Source organism: Shouchella phoenicis, assembly GCF_047238345.1.
In the GTDB taxonomy this organism is placed as follows: domain Bacteria; phylum Bacillota; class Bacilli; order Bacillales; family Bacillaceae_D; genus Shouchella.
Genome location: NZ_JBDFMQ010000001.1, coordinates 782,449 through 800,410, shown reverse-complemented (window position 1 = coordinate 800,410; position 17,962 = coordinate 782,449). Strand labels below are relative to the sequence as shown.

The following is a 17,962-nucleotide window of genomic DNA, read 5'->3' as shown; positions in this document are numbered from 1 at the left end:
AAGACAGCTTTTTTTTACTCTTTCCCTTCTATTTTTCCTTCTTTCCATCGGACTCTCACTAAATACAATGCGGGTACAACAAATAGGGTTAGGACTGCTGAGAATAGCGCACCTGACACAATTGTTATGCCTAGTGGTTGGAAAAGTGTACTATTTCCAAATGCGATCGGCAATAAGCCAGCAATCGTGACAAATGATGTTAACACGATCGGACGAAAACGCTGTTCGGCCGCAAGCATAACAGCTTCTTTTGGTACAAGTCCTTCTCTTCTTCGCTGTTCAATGAATTCAATTAAAACAATCCCGTTTCGAACGACAATTCCAGCGAGACTGACTCCACCCATTAACGACATAAATCCTAAACCAGTTTGAGTAATAAACAAGCCAATCATAGCACCTGAGAATGCTAAGTAAACGGCACTTAAGACAATAAACGGAATGGTAATGGAATAAAACTGAATCACCATTGCAATTAAAATTAGGAAGACGACGATGATGAAGATTTGCCCGATTTGAACAAACACGTCCGTACGTTCTGATGTCTCTCCACCTATCACTACGCTGTATTCGTCTTCTTCTAATGCGAGTAGTTCATCTTCAACACCTGCAATGATCTCATCTGCAGACTGATCTTCAGATGGAAATGCTCGAACCGTAACCATTCGTTCGCCTTGTTGTCGAGGAATTCGGGGTTGGATTTCTTCTTCAGTTATTGACACTAAATCAGCTAAAGGGACGGCTTCCCCTATTTCACTAGAAATTGTAACCGTTTCTAATAATGTCACTTCATCCCCTTCATAGACGAGACGCCAATCAAGTAACTCTCCCTCTTCATCGAAGGTTCCGAGTGGAATTCCTTCTCCTAAAGCTGCCAATGCTTGAGATAAGTCGTCACTAACAATTCCGTTCTCTTCCATTGCTTCTCGATCGATTTCTAGCAAAAAGGAATCCACTTGGTTCCCGATGTTATCATCGACGTTTAAGACGCCATCCTCATTAAGTAAAAGATTTTGTGCCTCTGTACTTTTTTCCATTAATTGCTCAACAGATGGTCCACTAATGTCAATCGCGATTGGTGCGCCTACTGGTGGACCTGACTCAATGATGGACACTTCATACGTTTCAATGACTGAGAACTCTTCTGGTAGCGTTTCGCTCCATAAATCCATCGCACTTCTAGCTTCAATTTGTTCTTTATCAATAAAGACGAGGAAATTGGCTAGATTTTCACTTTCCTCTCCCCCACCATCAGAATTAAATAAACGTGGAATAGATGTTCCAGAATAGCTGGAGACCGACCGAACAAATTCATGCTCACTCAACCATGCCACCATTTCTTCCGCTTCTGCTTCCGTTTGCGCAAGTGGCGTTCCATCTTCTAATGTCGTTTCAACAAACACTTCTTCTCGATCAGAATCCGGGAAGAACTCAATCGGAATCCACGGGATCAATCCATACGCTGCGGTTCCTAGAAACAAACCAGTGAAAGCAACGATAAAGGGATGATTCACAACACCTTTCATTAATTTACGTCCGTACCACTGGCCACCTTTTTCTAAAACAGGACCTGCAATTCCTGCTGGGCGGCTATCTTGCTTTAACGGCTTCCTGTTTTCTTTCCACACGCGATAAACAGGGACACCGATTAACCCAACTGCTGTTGAAGCAATGATTGCGCTCACTACTACAACTGGAAGTGGACGGATAAATTCCCCTGCCCCACCTGGTAAGAATAAAATTGGAAAGAACGTAAACACAACGATGATCGTTGACGTAATGACAGAACCAAGTACTTCTGTCGTTCCTTTTCTTGCCGCTTCTTTCGGTGATTTCCCTTGCCTTAATTGTCTTTCAATGTTGTCATTCACCACGATCGCATCATCGACTAAAATCGCTAACACAAGAATATAAGCAATCAATGAAATTTGATTTAAGTCTACGTTGAAAAATGGTAACGCAATGGAGCCAATACTCAATGATACGGGAACAGCTATTGCGACACTAATAGCGGAGCCAATTCGTAAACCAAGTGAGCAGACAATTAGTACTGCCAAAAACGCAAATGCAAATGACCAAGCCAAATCTGCAAATAGATCAGACACTAGGTCAGACTGTGAGTATAAAAGCTCAATTTCTGCCCCCTCAGGTAAATCTGCTGCAAGTTGTTCCACAAAGCCATCAAGTTCGTCTTGCGCACTTGGAACACTGCTACCTGACTGTAGGGTAAACGTAAGAGAAATGGCTCGTTCCCCATTAAATTGAACGGCTTCTTCACGTGCTTTCAATTGTTGTTGCATCGTTCCTACGTCTTCAAGACGAACAATGTCCCCTTCATCATTTACACCAACAGGGAGATCATTAAATGATGAAACATCTTGATATGTATCAAGGTTGACTGGCACAACGGCATCTTCATTTTCCCATTCGCCAATTGGCGTGACATTCTCTTCTCCTTGTAACACCCCAAGTACCTGTGCAAAAGAAAGGTCGTTTTCTTCCATTGCATCAGCATCCAAAGTGACGGCGATTTCTTGTCCCACTGTTCCTTGCACGTCAACACCGGTAATATCAACGAGTGAAGATAAATCCTCTTCATACGTTTCAATCATTTGCTGTAACGATTCTACGTCCACATCATCGTCGTACGTTATTTGGTACGTCGCTAACCCTTGATCCCCTAAATCTGTTTCCACTTCCGGGTTTGACGCATTTTCAGGTAAGGAAGATGCTAGCCCATTTACTTGTTGACTAATATCATTCCAAAGCGCTTCTTTGTTTTCGACACTTTCGTCGAGTTCGACCGTAATAAGAGACAGACTCGGTGCCGAGACTGATTCGTATGAATCGATTTCTTCATAATTTCCAAGGATATCTTCCACCTGAACAGTAATTTGTCGTTCTACTTCCTCTGATGAGGCCCCCGGATATGGCGTGACAATTTGACCAATCGGTGGTTCAAATTCTGGAATTTCTCTTTGCGAAAGCTGCGAAAAACTAATTGCTCCCACAGCTGTAAGCATAATAAAGAATAAGACCATTAATTTCGGCCTATCTAAAATCCATCTCATGTTTAACCCCTTCTCTAAATCAGTATCACGGTTTCTTACCCTCTTTAGTTGCGGAGAAAACATCCTATTAGTGAATCGCTTTTTTCTCAAATGTCAATCGTGGCGTACACACGCTTTCTAACAGGTTCAAAAATTTTTCTCCTATCCAATAATCTCCATTGTATAACGAACGCATATTCGTATATAATAAAAGAAAAGACCGAAAGGATGTTCGTGATGCGAAAAGAAGAACTGTTTGTAAAACGTGGAAATTTACTTTGGGAAGGCAGTCGAATGATGCTTCCCGAACATAAAGAAAGCTGGCTAAAATTACAGCAAGAAGAATCCTATATTCCACTTCACGAACCATTATCAGAAGATAACTGGCAAGAGCTTGGTTTAACAATTATGGAAGCACTTAGCGAACAACATTGTGTAACGGTAACGATTTGGAACGAAGGCCGTTATCTTCCATTAGATGGTGTGATTACAAAATATGACGACTTAAACAAGCGCATAAAGCTCCTTTTTGACGACGATTATGAATGGCTTAATCTTCGAATGATTAAAGATGTTTGTCGAAAAAGTTAACTGAATATGACTGCTCCAATCAAAGAGACTCACATTCTGTCGAACTGCTTTTGATTTTCCAAAAATAAGTATATATAGTGATAGATTTTATTGATTAACACTATATATTGTGTTAAATTACATGTATACAAGAAATCTATTAACTAAAAGGGAGAGCCTCGTTATGTTACAGAAACTTTCCGATGATCTTCTTCTCGAAACGTATAATCGTGCGATCCATCTAAGCTTAAACGCTGATTTTATTTCGATTTTAAAACAAGAACTTCAGCGTCGAGGCCTCCTAAAACACATACATACAGAAAAAAGATAGCGCTAGCTAATTGGCGCTATCTTTTCTCTATTACACCTGTAGTTCCTTTTCCATAAACGCCATCAAAGAACGAATCATTTCCTCAGAAAAATCAAAACGAATCCCCGCCGTTTCAAATACTTCCGATAACGATGTTGAACTCCCGAGCGCTAATGCCTCTTTATATTGCTTTAACGTTTTCTCAGGATTTTCTTGATAATTTTTGTACATCTGAATAGCACCGAGCTGGGCAATAACATACTCGATGTAGTAAAAAGGCACTTCAAAGATGTGAAGAACCGCAAGCCATTGCGTCTCACGCCACTTCTCATGACTTGACCAGTCTATGATACTAGAATGGTGTGCTTCCATTAACGCTCGATACGTTTCATTTCGCTCTGCGACTGTATGGGTCGGATTTTCATACAACCAGTGCTGGAACTGATCGATGACAACACCACCTGGCAAAAACGTCACAACTGATTCTAATTGATCTCTTGTCGCTCGCTCGTGATCCTGTTGATCTGGATAATACGTGTTCCAAAACGGCATGGAAAATAGCTCCATTGACATACTCGCAAGCTCACTCGATTCCATTGGCGTTTCACGGTACATCTCGAGAGAAAGACCTTTTTTTAAATCATTATGAATACAATGTCCCATCTCATGAACAAGCGTAATCATATCCTCGTGCTGCTTCGCATGATTCATAAAAATGACGGAAAGCTGTGAAAGAGGAAGCGGCGAACAAAATCCACCTGGTGATTTCCCTTTTCGACTTTCAAGGTCAAGCGCATCCCCCTTATTTAAATCAGCTAAGAGTTTCCCGAATGATGGATCTAATTGGTTTAAGACGGTTTCGGTCTTGGACACAAGCTCTTCAGTTGTTTGAAAGGGTTTAAGCGGATTTTCACCCTGCTTTATTCCGCTACGATCCCACGGCAAGTATGAATCAAGACCTAACTCACGCTGGTGTCGTTTATGTATTTTTTCCACAACCGGCTTCACGTAGGTCGCCACGTTTGCAGCTAAACGTTTGCAGTCTTCTGGAGTATAATCAAACCGTTCATACTTCTTAAACATGTAGTCCATATAGTTTGTAAAACCAGCGTTTTCTGCTTTTTTCTGCCTAAGTTGAATTAATTCCGTCAGAATCTCTTGCAACGGCTCTTCTTTTTCAATAAATGCTTCTCTTAATTTCGTCATCGCCTGCTTACGTTGGTCCCGATCATCGCTTTCCATGTAAGCACTCAGCTGAGGAAGTGTCATTTCTTCGCCATCCCATTCAGCGGTTAGCGATCCTGTATGTTCAAAATAGGAAGTGGCAAGCTGATCTTCTTCTACTTCTAAATTAATATTGCTCTCTTGAAAAAGCGCTTGTGCATTTTTTCTACGTTTTACTAAATAGCCATATTGGTCTTCAGGAAGCTGATTTAGCGCCTTTGAAGATAGAAAAGCATCATCTAATAGAGCCGTGTATTTCTTCACAATCGGCATCACCACTTGCTGATCATGTTCAAACCTACGCTTTGCTTCCTCTGAATCGTTTTGACTGTTAAAATCAACATAGTGACCAGTCGTCATTTCTTCTATCTGGTCGGACAATTCAGATTCCTTCTGCAGAAATACTTCTACTTGTTCAACTGAATCAAGAGGAATGTTTAGGATCGTTTGATAACGTTGTTCAAGTTCATCTGTTTTCTGAAGAGAAAACGGTTCTTTATAGAATGTCGCCACGTGTTAATCAACTCCTTTCTCGTTAGTTTAGCATTCAAAAAGAGAGGATACTAGTTATACGCTAAATAAGAATACACATCCCAAACTTAGGAGTGATGAAGATGTTACAACCTGTATCAAAAGATTCATGGCACACCTACCCAAGCATGGTTGCGGTTGTCACAAGCCAATGGAATGACCATGTCAATGTCATGGCTTCTGGTTGGCATACATTTATGGCTACGCAACCAGGACACTATGGGATCGCTTTGCGAAAAGAAACATACACATATGACCTTATTCAAAAAAGCCAAACCTTTGCCGTGCATTTTCTTCCCCACGAAAAAGCGGAATGGATTCAGGCTGCGGGAACGTATAGCGGTCGAGATATGAATAAATTTGAGTTCTATCAGATTCCTTATCAACTTAGTGCAATTTGCCAAGTCCCTATCATCAAGGATGCTTACTTCGCTTACGAATGTCGGCTAGTTGGGCAGCATACGTATGGCACCCATGAGTGGATCGTTGGAGAAGTAATCCAAAGCTATGAATCTCCAAAAGCTTTTACAGACCAACATACGATAAATTTTGACCATGTTAATCTCCCGTTGTATATAGGACGATCAGAATACCGCATTCTTGATACGCAAGCCCCTAGCGTTTTTCATCCACTACACAAGAAAAAGCGGTCGGAATGACCGCTTCTTTTTACGTTTGTAGAAATGATTTCAGCTGCACTCGCTCTCCTTTTTCACTGGATGCATATGCGCCGATTGCTACTTCTAACGCGCGTAACCCGTCTTCACCAGTAATAGATGGTGCTTTCTTCGAGCGCACCCTGCTAATAAAATCTTTAACTAATCCGTCATCCATATCATCTGCAAATACTTGATAATGTATGCCCGATGCATCATACACAGAGAGCTTCTGCCCTTGTGCATCGATCTTCATTGTTCCCTTCGTGCCGATAAACTCCATCGTCACATCGCCCCAAATCGGAAAATGTTCGTTTCTTGACCAACTACAATCGAGTGTAGCGATGACACCTTTCGTAAACGAGAAATTTAAAATGCCCGCATCATCAAGCTTCTTTTCAGAAAAAAACTGATCGATTTCGGCGTAAACATCGGCCACTTCATCCTGTAGAATCCAGCGCATCACGTCCACGACATGAACGGTATGATCGATGACGGCTCCACCACCTGATTTCTCTTTCTCCGTAAACCATCCACCAGGATTTTTCCCTCGATTTGTTCCTTTTATCGCAACGATCTTGCCAAATTCTCCGCTGTCAATTCTCTCTTTCGCACGTCGAACGACTTCATTGAAGCGAACGGGAAAAGCCGTTTGCAGAAAAACATTTGCTTCCTTGCATACGTGAATCATTTTTTGGGCAGCTGTTATCGTATCTGCAAGCGGTTTTTCACATAAAACCGCTACTCCGGCTTTTGCTGCTTCTTCCACATGTTCGAGGTGTTTCGCATTTTCAGATGTGACAATAACCGCATCGAGCTTCTTGCTAAGAAGTTCCTGATAAGACGGCAGATAATCAGTATGAAATCGGCTTGCGGCTTCTTTTCCTCGCTCAGGTACATCATCATAAATTCCGACAAGCTCCACATCGTCCATGCTAACAAGGCTTGACGCATATGCATTGGCATGCCCGTGGGCAAAGCTGACAATTCCTACTTTCATCTATGTTCCTCCTCCTTAACGTTTAACCATTACTGACTGCAGGTTTACAGGTTGCTTGCTTATAACAGACCGAGCGGCAGCTTCCGCAATGGCTACTGCTTGATAGCCATCAACTGCTGAAACAAGTGGGGTAGAACCATTTTCAATACAAGCGATAAAATGCTCGAGCTGTGCTTGAAAGGCAGACTGTTTAAACGGGCTTTCTACGTGATCATGATTGACTCTTTCCACAACAAGTGGGGATGTTTGTGACGTATCGTACTGAATAATTCCTTTTTCACCCGCAAACTCAAATGCGGATCGATCCTTCTGGTGAGCCCATGACCCTTCCACATGTGCAATGACCCCACTTTCAAATCGTAGTGTGACAAGCGCATAATCCGCTTCACTGCTACCAGAGGTTGTTTCTTGAGCGTAAACTCGTTTCACATCACCAAAACAACTACGCAGGAAATCAAAATCATGAATGAGCAAATCTAAAATGACGCCTCCACTGCGACTCGTGCTTCCATACCATTCCACTTCGCGATGTGGGAACGCTCGATTCCTTACCGTTCTAACAACCCCAAGCTTTCCAATTGCACCATTTTGTACAGCTTCTTTTGCCTTGGTATATTCAGGGAAGAAGCGGACGACATGACCGACAAAAAGACGTACCGATTTCTTTTCACAATAAGCCATAAGCTTATCTGCTTCTGCTAACGTTCGTGCGAGCGGTTTTTCACAAATAATCGCAGCACCCTTATCAGCCGCTTGCTTTACAAACTCAAAACGTTGATCCGTTGGTAAACAGATTGATACAACATCTACCTCTTCTTCCATCGCTTCTTCTATCGTTACAAACGGCTTTGCCCCGTACTTCTGACCGTATGCAACTGCCCTCTCTTCGTCCAAATCAACAACTGCTTTGATGTGAACGTTGTCCATTTTCCGAAAGCATTCTAAATGAACCTCTCCCATTGAACCGAGCCCAATTACCATGACTGTTATCATGTGCCACTCCCTTTCTAATGATTGTTTTCACAACATCCATCACTATCCTACATCTATGTATTTAGTTCTCCTCAGAAATACATCTTCCTTCTAAAAAATAAAAAAGCTCACCGATGTAAACAATCGATGAGCCCGTTTTCCCTGTTATAAAAGATCCGCTTCCAATTTCTTTAAATCTCGATTTTCTCCGAGGACAATAATAATATCCCCTATATTTAATACGTCGTCAGGCATAGGCGTAATCGTTAAACTCTTTCCTGACTTTATGCCAAGAATATTGCATTTATATCGTTTGCGCACATTTAGTTTTGCCAACGTCTTCCCTGCAATTTTTTTGGTCGCGATTAATTCAACAATGCTATGATCAACAGAAATCTCTACATAGTCGATAACCTTATCCGAATCTAAGCTATGGGCAATTCGAATCCCCATATCGAGCTCTGGATGAATGATTCGATCCGCACCAATCTTTTCCAACACACGATGGTGTTGCTCATTTCTTGCTTTCACCCACACTTTTTGCACACCAAGCTCTTTTAATAAAAGCGTTGTTAAAATACTTTCTTGAATATGATCACCAATCGCAACAATTACGGCATCATAGCTATCTGGTTCGAGTGAACGTAACGTTTTCTCATGAGTAGTGTCGGCAATAATGGCACGATTCGTAAAACCATCAGCATCTTCCACCTTTTCTTCATCTTCATCGACAGCGACAACATCATGCCCATGCTTATAGAGTTCTTTACACACACTCGTACCAAACCGACCGAGACCAATAATTAAAAATTGTTTTTTTCGCATGCCCTTACGCCCCCTAATTAACCGATTAAAATACGTTCTGTTGAATATTGTAAGTTCCCTCTTTGTTCGTTCCCTCTAAAAGAGAATAGCACCGCAATAATACCCACTCTTCCGATTATCATTAAAAGCATTAGCACAATTTGACTGGGCAATGACAATTCAGATGTAATCCCTAATGAAAGTCCACATGTTCCAAATGCAGATGCGGTTTCCACTAATACTTGTAAAAGCGTAATGCTCGTATCTTGTTCAAATGCCATGATAAGCATAATCGCAAGAAATAAGAGTCCCGAAAAAATAGATAAAACAACAAATGATTTTTGTTGGTCTTCTTCATGAATGTTCCGTCCGAACACTTGCACATGCTTCTTACCAGTAGCAAAACTACGTAACGTCAACATCATCACCGCTAACGTCGTTGTCCGAATGCCTCCTCCGACACTTGAAGGACTGGCTCCAATCATCATAAGTAGCGACATGAATAAAAGAACAGGTACATGGAATGCCGCTAAATCAACGGTTGATAAGCCAGCGCTCCTCGTTGTAGCTGAAAAAAAGATTGATTGTGAGATTTGTTCATGCCAACTAAGATTCGCAAACGCAAGGTCTCTCTCAAGAACCCAAATCCCAATGGCTCCGATAACAAAAACTGCAAAATACGTTGTCGTTGTTAGCTTTGTAAACAAGCTGAACTTAAACGTTCGCCTCCTGCTTTTTATGTACTCAATACATTCTAAGATAACCGGAAATCCAATCGATCCAGCAAAAATAAGCAAGATGGTAATGACTTGAACAAAATAATCATCAACAAATGGAATTAATGACTGTCCTGTTACATCAAAGCCTGCATTGGTAAATGCACTTAACGACGCAAACGCCCCCTGGATATAGGCTTCATAGGGCTGATCAAAAAACTGCAAATAATAGGTACCAAGAATAAGCGCACCTGTCACCTCAATACATAGCGCGATGACAATTAAGCTACTCATTAAGCGAACAAGACCTGAAAATTGGTTTTGCACACGGTTTTGATCAACGATAATGAGCAACCGTTGTGATAAATTGATTCGGCGTCCAAGCATCATCCATGCAAACGTTGCGAGAGTCATGATGCCAATCCCACCCATTTGAATGGCGAGAGCTAGGACGATAATCCCTCCCCAATTAAAGGTTTCCACAACATTAATCGTCACAAGTCCCGTTACACTTACTGCACTAACAGACGTAAACAGCGCATCTCGATAAGAAAGTTCAATCCCAGGTTCATGGAACATAGGCAAATAGAGCAGAACACTAAACAAAAGCATTGATACTAAATATGCGAAGAGAATCACTCGAAAAGGATTACTCTTTTTTCGTTTCATAGTTGACTCCTTATTCTTTTCACGTTAATAGATGAATCTAATACTATGTTGTCCATAAAGGGATTGCAATAAAAATTATTGCGAAGATGCGGTTGTACATTTTTTTACATAACCTGATTACAGTTATCTAATGGAAAAGGAATAATACATACACCAATACAGAAAGTTATTCCCATTTTTCCACTCAAATTAAAATAGATTATGTTTACTATAAAATAAAGAAAATTCGATATGATTTGACATCATTTTATGAAAACGTTACCATTTTGATAAGTGCAAAAACATTAACGATCCATAAATCTAAGAAGGAGGCGTTTGTATGTCCAGCAAAAAACAACAGTGTTTCTTAACCGGCTGCTTTCTCTTATTTTTTAGTGGCTGCACAACAGCTGCCGATGACGATACGATTACGTGGATTACTGGTTCTGACTCTTCTCCAGATGCTCCAGATGAGGAAATGAGTACATACGTGCAAGAAAACATTCATGCAATTGAAGAAGAGTACGACTTTTCAATGCAACATAGTATCCACACTTCAAATATTGATGAAGCGATGGCTCGTTTACAAGAACAAGCCACTCGCGGACAAGCCCCTGACTTTGCGCTTATTGATGGGTACGCAATTGAGCGATTTGAAGACTATTTACAGCCTCTTGACGAACTAATGGAAGAATTTGATATGGATATCAACGATTTCTTACCTTTCGCACGAGAAGTAATGGTCGGTGACGATGGTCACGTCTATGGACTATATTTAAGCACAGATATTCGCTATGTGTTTTATGATACTCGCTATGTTCCAGAAGCGCCTACCACATGGGAGGAAGCCATGGAGATTTCTCACGATCTAGTCGATCAAGGGTTTGAAGGGTTAACTCTCCCTCTTGGCGTTGGTGAAGGGACTGCTGTAACAAGTTTATGGCCTCTCTTTTGGGGACAAGGAGGCGAGCTCATTGATGAGGAAGGTCAACCTGCTTTTTATAATGAAGAAAACCGTGATCACATGCTTAACGTGTTCACTACCATTCATGAAGGGGTAGAGTCTGGTGCAATTTCACAGCGGATGGCAACCAACGGCGAAGAAAATGACGGAAATGCTGAAATTTCTACTGGTTTAGTCAAAATGCTTTATCCAGGCAGTTGGCAAATTAATACCTTTCAAGATATTTTAGGCGATGAGTTTGAACACTGGGAGGTTGCGTCCCTTCCGTACATAGAAGGCGGGGAACATACGACAACCGTTGGTGGTTGGGCATTTGGTATTTTTACAGAAGACCCTGAGAAACAGCGGGCTGCATTTGATTATTTGCAGCGCACGTATGTTGGAGAGACAGGGATGGCTCGCTTTACTACCCGTGATGGTTCCATGCCTGTTCGCCAATCCGTTTATGAATCCTCTGAATACGAACCGATTCCATTCATCGATGAATTTCAAGATATTTTAGAAGACGAGGGGCGTCCACGTCCACCAGAACTCGTTTACAATACCGTTTCTGTTCAATTGCAAACGGCCATCTCTCAAGTTGTATCAGGAAGTAAAACTCCAGAAGAAGCACTCGAAGACGCTTGGGAAATCGTCACGTTCGGACTGGAGGATGAGGAATGAAGCTGGAAACAAAAGCAACCATGACTACTTCAAAACGAAAGAGACGAAAGTTTTCAGATACCCCTTATCCATGGCTCATTCCACTAACTCTCTTATTAGCGGCCATTTTTCTTTATCCGGTTATTGAGATTATTCGAATGAGCTTTACAGATATGAACTTAGTTGACCCAGAATTTGACTACACACTTGAGTCGTACGTTCGTTTATTTACGTTACCTGGTTTCTTTTCAATGCTTGGTACAACTGGAATTTTTGTTTTTTTCAGCGTCGTTCTGCAACTACTCTTCGGGTTTATCGTTGCCCTTCTAATTGTTAGAGGAGAAGAATTAAATTTACGAGGTACCGTTATCGTCCGGACATCGGTGCTTGTTGCATGGGCGATTCCTGGAGTTGTCATCGGGATTATCTTTGAAATGCTTTACACGGAAACTCAGGCTGGGATTTTGAATTACTTTCTGTCTCTCGTCGGTCTTGGCCCAGTTACCTTTTTATCTGATCCGACGATGGCACTCCTTTCAGTCACGCTTGCGAATGTCTGGCGCGGAACAGCTTTCAGTATGATTCTCATGTATGCAGGCTTACAAACCGTATCAAAAGATGTACTTGAAGCTGCCAAAATTGACGGAGCAGGTCCATTTCAGCGTTTAAAGAACGTAATTATTCCGGCAATTGCCCCTATTGTTCTCGTAAATTTAATTATTATTTCCATTGATACGTTCAATACGTTTGATATGGTGATGGCACTTACTCAAGGTGGTCCAGGAAATAGCACAGAAGTGATAGCCTTAAGCATTTACACATCGATTTTCCAAGAATTTAACTTAGGTGTCGGTGCCGCTACGTCGGTTGTGCTCTTAACGATCAACATTGTCATGACATTAATTTATTTACGAGTATTAGGAAAACGAGGTGAGAATTGATGACACCCAAAAAGAAAGAACGTTTCTTAAAAGCCGAATTATATGCCGCATATTTCTTCATAGTCGTCATCTTTTTATTCCCGTTGTTTTGGGTTGGGTCTGTTTCGCTCAAGACACAGAGTGAATTGTTCGAAGTTCCACCTTCGCTTTGGCCATCAAGCTGGCAGTTCGAAAATTATTTACAAGTGTTACAAACAACGCCTGTCTTAACGTATTTATGGAATTCATTTCGACTCGTTGTGTTAACAGTTCTTTTTACTTTGCTCATTGCACTTCCTGCCGCATTCGCGTTATCACGATTTAAAATGCGAGGAAAAGGTGCTTTTCTCATGATTGTGCTTATGACACAAATGATTTCTGCTGTCGTGATCTCAATTCCGTTGTATCGTTTCTTTGCAAACTGGGACCTTCTTAATAATTTCCTTATCATTCTAGCAATCTACGTAGCCGTCGTGCTCCCTCTCGCTACATGGTTTATGAAAAATTATTTTGACACGCTTCCCGAACAAATGGACGAAGCTGCTATTATTGATGGATGTACGAAGTGGCAACTGTTAACGAAGATTTTGCTACCTGTTGCACGGCCAGGAATCATATCCGTCGTTATCCTCGTGTCTGTCCAAAGCTGGTCTCAATTTGTCATCCCGTTTATCTTAATTGACGATGCCGCCCTCTATCCTGTATCTGTAGGTGTCGTGAATTTACAGTCTACCCAAGCGCAAATAACGACGCACTACTTAGCTGCAGGTAGCATTATGTCTATTGTACCTGTCATTATCTTATTCTTGCTTCTCCAGCGTTACATTGTTGGCGCACTGACTTCCGGAGCAGTAAAAGGATAGTCTACTATAAGGGCGACATGGCTTACGCTATGTTGCTCTTTTTTTGAGTAAAGTCCACATCTCTGTGTAAATCACGATACACTACTTCTATTAAATCATCCATTACTCCCTTTACCTGTGCCCTCTCTCCCCTAATTTTAAAGTGATATTTTCGTTTACAGTTTCATAGAGTAGAGAAGAAGGAAGGTGATTTTGTTGTGAACGACGTGATGAAATGGTTAGGAAGCATCTCCATCATGCTTCTGTCTACATTACTTATTATTAGTATTTTAGCAACAAATCAAACCTGGTATAACCGAGGGTTAAATGATATGGTTTCTCCTTTAGAAGGTGTTGATTTGCTCCACCTTATTTCTATGGAAAACCCTGTATACAAACAAGCACTTCCAGATGAGTTTGAAGCGAAGTCGGTAAGCAATTTCTTCATGAATGCAGCAACGAATTTAGACTTTAACCATCCATTATCACTTCTGTCACAAGGAATCCCTGCCATGGCAGCATTTGATACGAGAATTGCTCTTGCCGGACAAGGTACAGACGTGACCAACATGCCAAGAGAGACGTTGCCTCCTGAAGATTCTTTAGCTGAGCTAGCCAAGCAACACCCAAATGAAGAAGAGGAAGAATCAAATGAAAGAGCAGCTGAGGATCAAGAACCATCTGTGCTCATTTACCACACCCATAGCTACGAATCCTTTTTACCTGAACTTGGTCTAGAAGGTGCTGAAAATGCGGATCAAGCCATTTCCAGTGACCCTGAATTAAACATTATTAATGTCGGGAAGCATTTTGCGGACAGGCTTTCCAATCACGGTATTGTAGCAGATGTGGATAAGACGAATATGAATGCCTATATGGCAGAACGTAATATGAGCAATTACTACACCGCTTCTCGACAAATTATTGAAAACAAACTAGAAACGCAGCAATATGATCTACTTCTAGACTTCCACCGAGATTCGGTACGTCGCGATGTAACAGCTGTAACGATTAACAATGAAACCTATGCACGTGTTTTTTTCGTTGTAGGAACAGCCCATCCAAACGCAGATGCACAACTAGCGACTGCTAAGGAGTTTCATAACCTAATTGAAGAGGCTTACCCTGGCTTGAGTCGTGGTGTTTTTGAAAAAGACTTGTCACAAGGTAACGGCATTTATAATCAAGACCTTGCTGATACAGCGATGCTTGTTGAATTTGGCGGTGTTGACAACACGATGGATGAAGCGTTGCGGAGCGCAGACGTCGTAGCGGATCTATTAGCAGATTATTACAAAGAAACAATTCAAGAGTAAAACAAACACGCCTCCCTAAACGAGAGGCGTGTTTTCAGTCTATTCTTCTGCTTGTTGAAGAACGGCGTACAAGTTTGTGACCAACAATCCTTGCTTGTGCCTCCATAAGTGGAGAAGCAATTTGTTCACGTACAAGCGAGGCTGCTTGAAAACCGAGTTCATAAATATAAATGTCCATCGTTGTTAACGGTGGAGCAGATAGTTCTGACATTAACACATTATTAAAACTAACAACGGATATGTCTTCGGGAACCCGATACCCCATACTTGTCAACATCCGCAATACGCCGAGTGCCATTAGATCATCAGCTACGACAACAGCTGTAGGTGGTGTTTTTTGAGCCATCAGTTCAATCACTGCTTGTTCCCCACCATCAAAAATTTCATCATGGTAGACAATATAAGTTGGGTTTATTTCGATACCAGCTGCTTGAAGCGCTTGCTCAAATCCTTCTTTATGATCAAGAGTGACGTAAGCATCTTTCCTACCACCGATAAAGCCAATGCGCTCATGTCTTAGCAAAAGCACGTATTCAGTAATAGTTCGGGCAGCTTTCACATTATCGTTATTTACATATGAAACAACGTGTTCATATTGTTCTGACGGACGTCCAATGACAACAAATGGGCACTTTTCTTTTAGCAAAAATGGAATAATAGGATCATTCGTTGTGGAATACAGCAAAATAATTCCATCAACTCGACGACTATGAACCATCTCTTTCACTTCTTCTAAAATATCTTCTTCCGTTTGACCCGTTGAAAAATAAAGGCCATATTTGTCTTCATTTGCTTGTGCCGTAATACCTCGCAACACTTCTGGGAAAAAAGGATTTTGAAAAGGAGCATAAGATGCACTTGGCATGATAATTCCGATCACATTGGTTGCTTTGTTTACAAGATTCCGAGCATGGACATTCGGATAGTAACCTAGTTCATCCATAACCTCTCTTACTCGCTCTTTCGTCTTCCTGCTAATCTTTGGGCTATCGGCAATCACCCTTGAAACGGTAGATGGTGCCACCCCTGCTAATTTTGCCACATCTTTTATTGTACTCACTAGTCTCCACCCTTTTTCACATCGTCCCGCCTTGCGCTTATTCTTTTGTGCGGTAGACACGTGCCTCGTAAGGTTTTAACGTGCTGCTCACTTCTGAATCTACGTTTGCTAAAACAAGTTCAGCATCTTTGATGGCAGGAAGCGCTCGTTCGTTTTCAGATAAATTCACGACAATGGTAAACGTTTCGTTCTGGCTTTTTCTTACATATGCAAATACACGATCATCGGTATCCAGTAATTCATAGTTTCCATATACTAGTGTATCAAATTGCTTCCGAACTTCAATCATTTTTCGATAGTAACTTAAGATTGAATCAGGATCGTCCTGCTGCCGTTCAATATTAATACTTGGGTAATTCGGATTCACTTTCATCCACGTACGATCGGCTGTACTAAATCCGCCGTTTTTGCTCCCATCCCATTGAAGAGGCGTACGTGAATTGTCTCGTCCAGATTCCCAAATAATTGGCATAATCTCTTCATGAGGGACGCCTTTATCCATCTCTTGTTTATAGAAATTACGCATCGAGACATCATCATACTCATCAATCGAGTCAAATTGGACGTTCGTCATCCCAATTTCTTGACCTTGATAAATAAAAGGCGTTCCTTTCATAAAGAAGTACATTGTTCCAAGCGCTTTTGCACAACGAGCCCAATATTCTTCATCATTGCCCCATGACGATACCACTCTTGTTTGATCGTGATTCTCAATAAATAATGCATTCCAACCAAGACTTTCCAGCCCGTATTGCCATTTCGATAGCGCTTCTTTCACGGCTGGAACATTTAATTTCTGTTCACTATCTTTACTCCAAAGACCTAAATGTTCAAACTGGAATACCATATTAAACACACCATGCTGCTCCCCTACCCACGCGGCTACATCATCAGGATTTTCCATTCGAACGCCATTCGCCTCGCCAACAGTAAAGACATCATACTGGTCAAGGGTGTTCTCCTTCATTTCTTGCAAGTACTCGTGAATCCCCGGTCGGTTCATATGGCCATCAAATGAATCAACATAGGGCTCGTTGTTTGGATTCGGCATATCCGGAAATCCGTCTACTTTTTTAATGTGGCTAATCGCATCAACACGGAACCCATCAATGCCTTTATCCATCCACCAGTTCATCGTCTCGTATAGAGCCGCACGCACATCTGGATTCTCCCAATTTACATCTGGTTGTTTTGTAGAAAAGATATGCATGTAGTATTGCTGTGTGGTATCATCCCACTCCCAAGCCGGACCGTTAAAAATAGAAGCCCAGTTGTTCGGCTCACTCCCGTCTTCTTTTGCATCGCGCCAAATATACCAATCTCTCTTTTCATTTTCTTTTGACGAACGAGATTCTACAAACCATTCGTGCTCATCAGACGTATGATTAATGACGAGATCGATAATAAGCTTCATTCCTCTTGAATGCACTTCTTCAAGCAATTCATCAAAATCAGCCATAGTACCAAACTCGTTCATAATCGCTTTATAGTCCCGAATATCGTACCCATTATCATCGTTAGGTGAATCATACATTGGACTCATCCAGATCACATCAATGCCCATCCATTGCAAGTAATCTAGCTTCTCAATAACACCTCTTAAATCTCCAATTCCATCCCCATTCGCATCGTAAAAACTACGAGGGTAGACTTGGTAGCATACCGCTTCTTTCCACCATTGTTTTGACAATTCCAAAACTCCTATCTTTATACATATCAGCTATAATCTCTTTTTAGCGC

At 41.4% G+C, this 17,962-nt stretch carries 15 protein-coding genes; 7 read left to right on the top strand and 8 right to left on the bottom strand.

Features of this window, described 5'->3' with window-relative positions; translation table 11 throughout:
• Positions 1-14: 14 nt before the first annotated feature.
• The gene (locus ABC361_RS04450) at positions 15-3,068 is read right to left on the bottom strand and encodes an efflux RND transporter permease subunit (protein WP_413072871.1); all 3,054 of its coding nucleotides are present in this window, start codon (positions 3,066-3,068) and stop codon (positions 15-17) included.
• Positions 3,069-3,284: 216 nt separating this feature from the next.
• Between ABC361_RS04450 and ABC361_RS04445 the strand changes: the two genes are divergently transcribed.
• The gene (locus tag ABC361_RS04445) at positions 3,285-3,638 is read left to right on the top strand and encodes a YolD-like family protein (protein ID WP_413072870.1); all 354 of its coding nucleotides are present in this window, start codon (positions 3,285-3,287) and stop codon (positions 3,636-3,638) included.
• Positions 3,639-3,759: 121 nt separating this feature from the next.
• Complete coding sequence (sda, locus tag ABC361_RS04440) at positions 3,760-3,948, top strand: sporulation histidine kinase inhibitor Sda (RefSeq protein ID WP_369682428.1); 189 nt, start codon at positions 3,760-3,762, stop codon at positions 3,946-3,948.
• A gap of 30 nt (positions 3,949-3,978) precedes the next feature.
• Here sda and ABC361_RS04435 read toward each other — a convergent pair whose 3' ends face one another.
• Positions 3,979-5,664, bottom strand: a complete 1,686-nt coding sequence (locus ABC361_RS04435) for a M3 family oligoendopeptidase (RefSeq protein WP_413072869.1) — start codon at positions 5,662-5,664, stop codon at positions 3,979-3,981.
• Between the two features lie 101 nt (positions 5,665-5,765).
• Between ABC361_RS04435 and ABC361_RS04430 the strand changes: the two genes are divergently transcribed.
• Positions 5,766-6,341, top strand: coding sequence for a flavin reductase family protein (locus tag ABC361_RS04430; protein ID WP_413072868.1), 576 nt, complete (start codon positions 5,766-5,768; stop codon positions 6,339-6,341).
• Between the two features lie 10 nt (positions 6,342-6,351).
• Here ABC361_RS04430 and ABC361_RS04425 read toward each other — a convergent pair whose 3' ends face one another.
• The 4 genes from ABC361_RS04425 to ABC361_RS04410 all read right to left on the bottom strand — a co-directional run bounded on the left by ABC361_RS04425 (position 6,352) and on the right by ABC361_RS04410 (position 10,499).
• A complete protein-coding gene (locus ABC361_RS04425; protein WP_413072867.1) occupies positions 6,352-7,338 on the bottom strand; it encodes a Gfo/Idh/MocA family protein in 987 nt (328 codons plus the stop codon).
• A gap of 15 nt (positions 7,339-7,353) precedes the next feature.
• The gene (locus ABC361_RS04420; RefSeq protein ID WP_413072866.1) at positions 7,354-8,331 is read right to left on the bottom strand and encodes a Gfo/Idh/MocA family protein; all 978 of its coding nucleotides are present in this window, start codon (positions 8,329-8,331) and stop codon (positions 7,354-7,356) included.
• A 144-nt stretch (positions 8,332-8,475) separates the two neighbouring features.
• On the bottom strand, positions 8,476-9,135 hold the full coding sequence (locus ABC361_RS04415; RefSeq protein WP_413072865.1) for a potassium channel family protein: 660 nt from the start codon (positions 9,133-9,135) through the stop codon (positions 8,476-8,478).
• A gap of 17 nt (positions 9,136-9,152) precedes the next feature.
• A complete protein-coding gene (locus ABC361_RS04410; RefSeq protein WP_413072864.1) occupies positions 9,153-10,499 on the bottom strand; it encodes a TrkH family potassium uptake protein in 1,347 nt (448 codons plus the stop codon).
• Between the two features lie 319 nt (positions 10,500-10,818).
• Here ABC361_RS04410 and ABC361_RS04405 point away from each other — a divergent pair, with 319 nt between their 5' ends.
• The 4 genes from ABC361_RS04405 to spoIIP all read left to right on the top strand — a co-directional run bounded on the left by ABC361_RS04405 (position 10,819) and on the right by spoIIP (position 15,162).
• A complete protein-coding gene (locus ABC361_RS04405) occupies positions 10,819-12,105 on the top strand; it encodes an extracellular solute-binding protein (RefSeq protein WP_413072863.1) in 1,287 nt (428 codons plus the stop codon).
• On the top strand, positions 12,102-13,025 hold the full coding sequence (locus tag ABC361_RS04400) for a carbohydrate ABC transporter permease (RefSeq protein ID WP_413072862.1): 924 nt from the start codon (positions 12,102-12,104) through the stop codon (positions 13,023-13,025). The genes ABC361_RS04405 and ABC361_RS04400 overlap by 4 nt, the downstream gene beginning before the upstream one ends.
• The gene (locus tag ABC361_RS04395) at positions 13,025-13,867 is read left to right on the top strand and encodes a carbohydrate ABC transporter permease (protein WP_413072861.1); all 843 of its coding nucleotides are present in this window, start codon (positions 13,025-13,027) and stop codon (positions 13,865-13,867) included. The genes ABC361_RS04400 and ABC361_RS04395 overlap by 1 nt, the downstream gene beginning before the upstream one ends.
• Before the next feature lie 197 nt (positions 13,868-14,064).
• Positions 14,065-15,162 (top strand): stage II sporulation protein P, encoded by a 1,098-nt coding sequence (gene spoIIP / locus ABC361_RS04390; RefSeq protein WP_413072860.1) that lies wholly within the window; start codon positions 14,065-14,067, stop codon positions 15,160-15,162.
• Positions 15,163-15,196: 34 nt separating this feature from the next.
• Here the strand turns inward: spoIIP and ABC361_RS04385 are convergent, their stop codons facing one another.
• The gene (locus tag ABC361_RS04385; protein ID WP_413072859.1) at positions 15,197-16,222 is read right to left on the bottom strand and encodes a LacI family DNA-binding transcriptional regulator; all 1,026 of its coding nucleotides are present in this window, start codon (positions 16,220-16,222) and stop codon (positions 15,197-15,199) included.
• 37 nt (positions 16,223-16,259) lie between these two features.
• Positions 16,260-17,912 (bottom strand): glycoside hydrolase family 13 protein, encoded by a 1,653-nt coding sequence (locus tag ABC361_RS04380; protein WP_413072858.1) that lies wholly within the window; start codon positions 17,910-17,912, stop codon positions 16,260-16,262.
• Positions 17,913-17,962: the final 50 nt, after the last annotated feature.

Excerpts from the sequence above, each read along its gene's own strand:
- ABC361_RS04395 (WP_413072861.1), top strand. The coding sequence starts at position 13,025 with ATGACACCCAAAAAGAAAGAACGTTTCTTAAAAGCCGAATTATATGCC.
- ABC361_RS04405 (WP_413072863.1), top strand. The coding sequence starts at position 10,819 with ATGTCCAGCAAAAAACAACAGTGTTTCTTAACCGGCTGCTTTCTCTTA.
- sda (WP_369682428.1), top strand. The coding sequence starts at position 3,760 with ATGTATACAAGAAATCTATTAACTAAAAGGGAGAGCCTCGTTATGTTA.
- ABC361_RS04450 (WP_413072871.1), bottom strand. The coding sequence starts at position 3,068 with ATGAGATGGATTTTAGATAGGCCGAAATTAATGGTCTTATTCTTTATT.
- ABC361_RS04430 (WP_413072868.1), top strand. The coding sequence starts at position 5,766 with ATGTTACAACCTGTATCAAAAGATTCATGGCACACCTACCCAAGCATG.
- ABC361_RS04410 (WP_413072864.1), bottom strand. The coding sequence starts at position 10,499 with ATGAAACGAAAAAAGAGTAATCCTTTTCGAGTGATTCTCTTCGCATAT.
- ABC361_RS04425 (WP_413072867.1), bottom strand. The coding sequence starts at position 7,338 with ATGAAAGTAGGAATTGTCAGCTTTGCCCACGGGCATGCCAATGCATAT.
- ABC361_RS04415 (WP_413072865.1), bottom strand. The coding sequence starts at position 9,135 with ATGCGAAAAAAACAATTTTTAATTATTGGTCTCGGTCGGTTTGGTACG.
- ABC361_RS04445 (WP_413072870.1), top strand. The coding sequence starts at position 3,285 with ATGCGAAAAGAAGAACTGTTTGTAAAACGTGGAAATTTACTTTGGGAA.
- ABC361_RS04420 (WP_413072866.1), bottom strand. The coding sequence starts at position 8,331 with ATGATAACAGTCATGGTAATTGGGCTCGGTTCAATGGGAGAGGTTCAT.
- ABC361_RS04400 (WP_413072862.1), top strand. The coding sequence starts at position 12,102 with ATGAAGCTGGAAACAAAAGCAACCATGACTACTTCAAAACGAAAGAGA.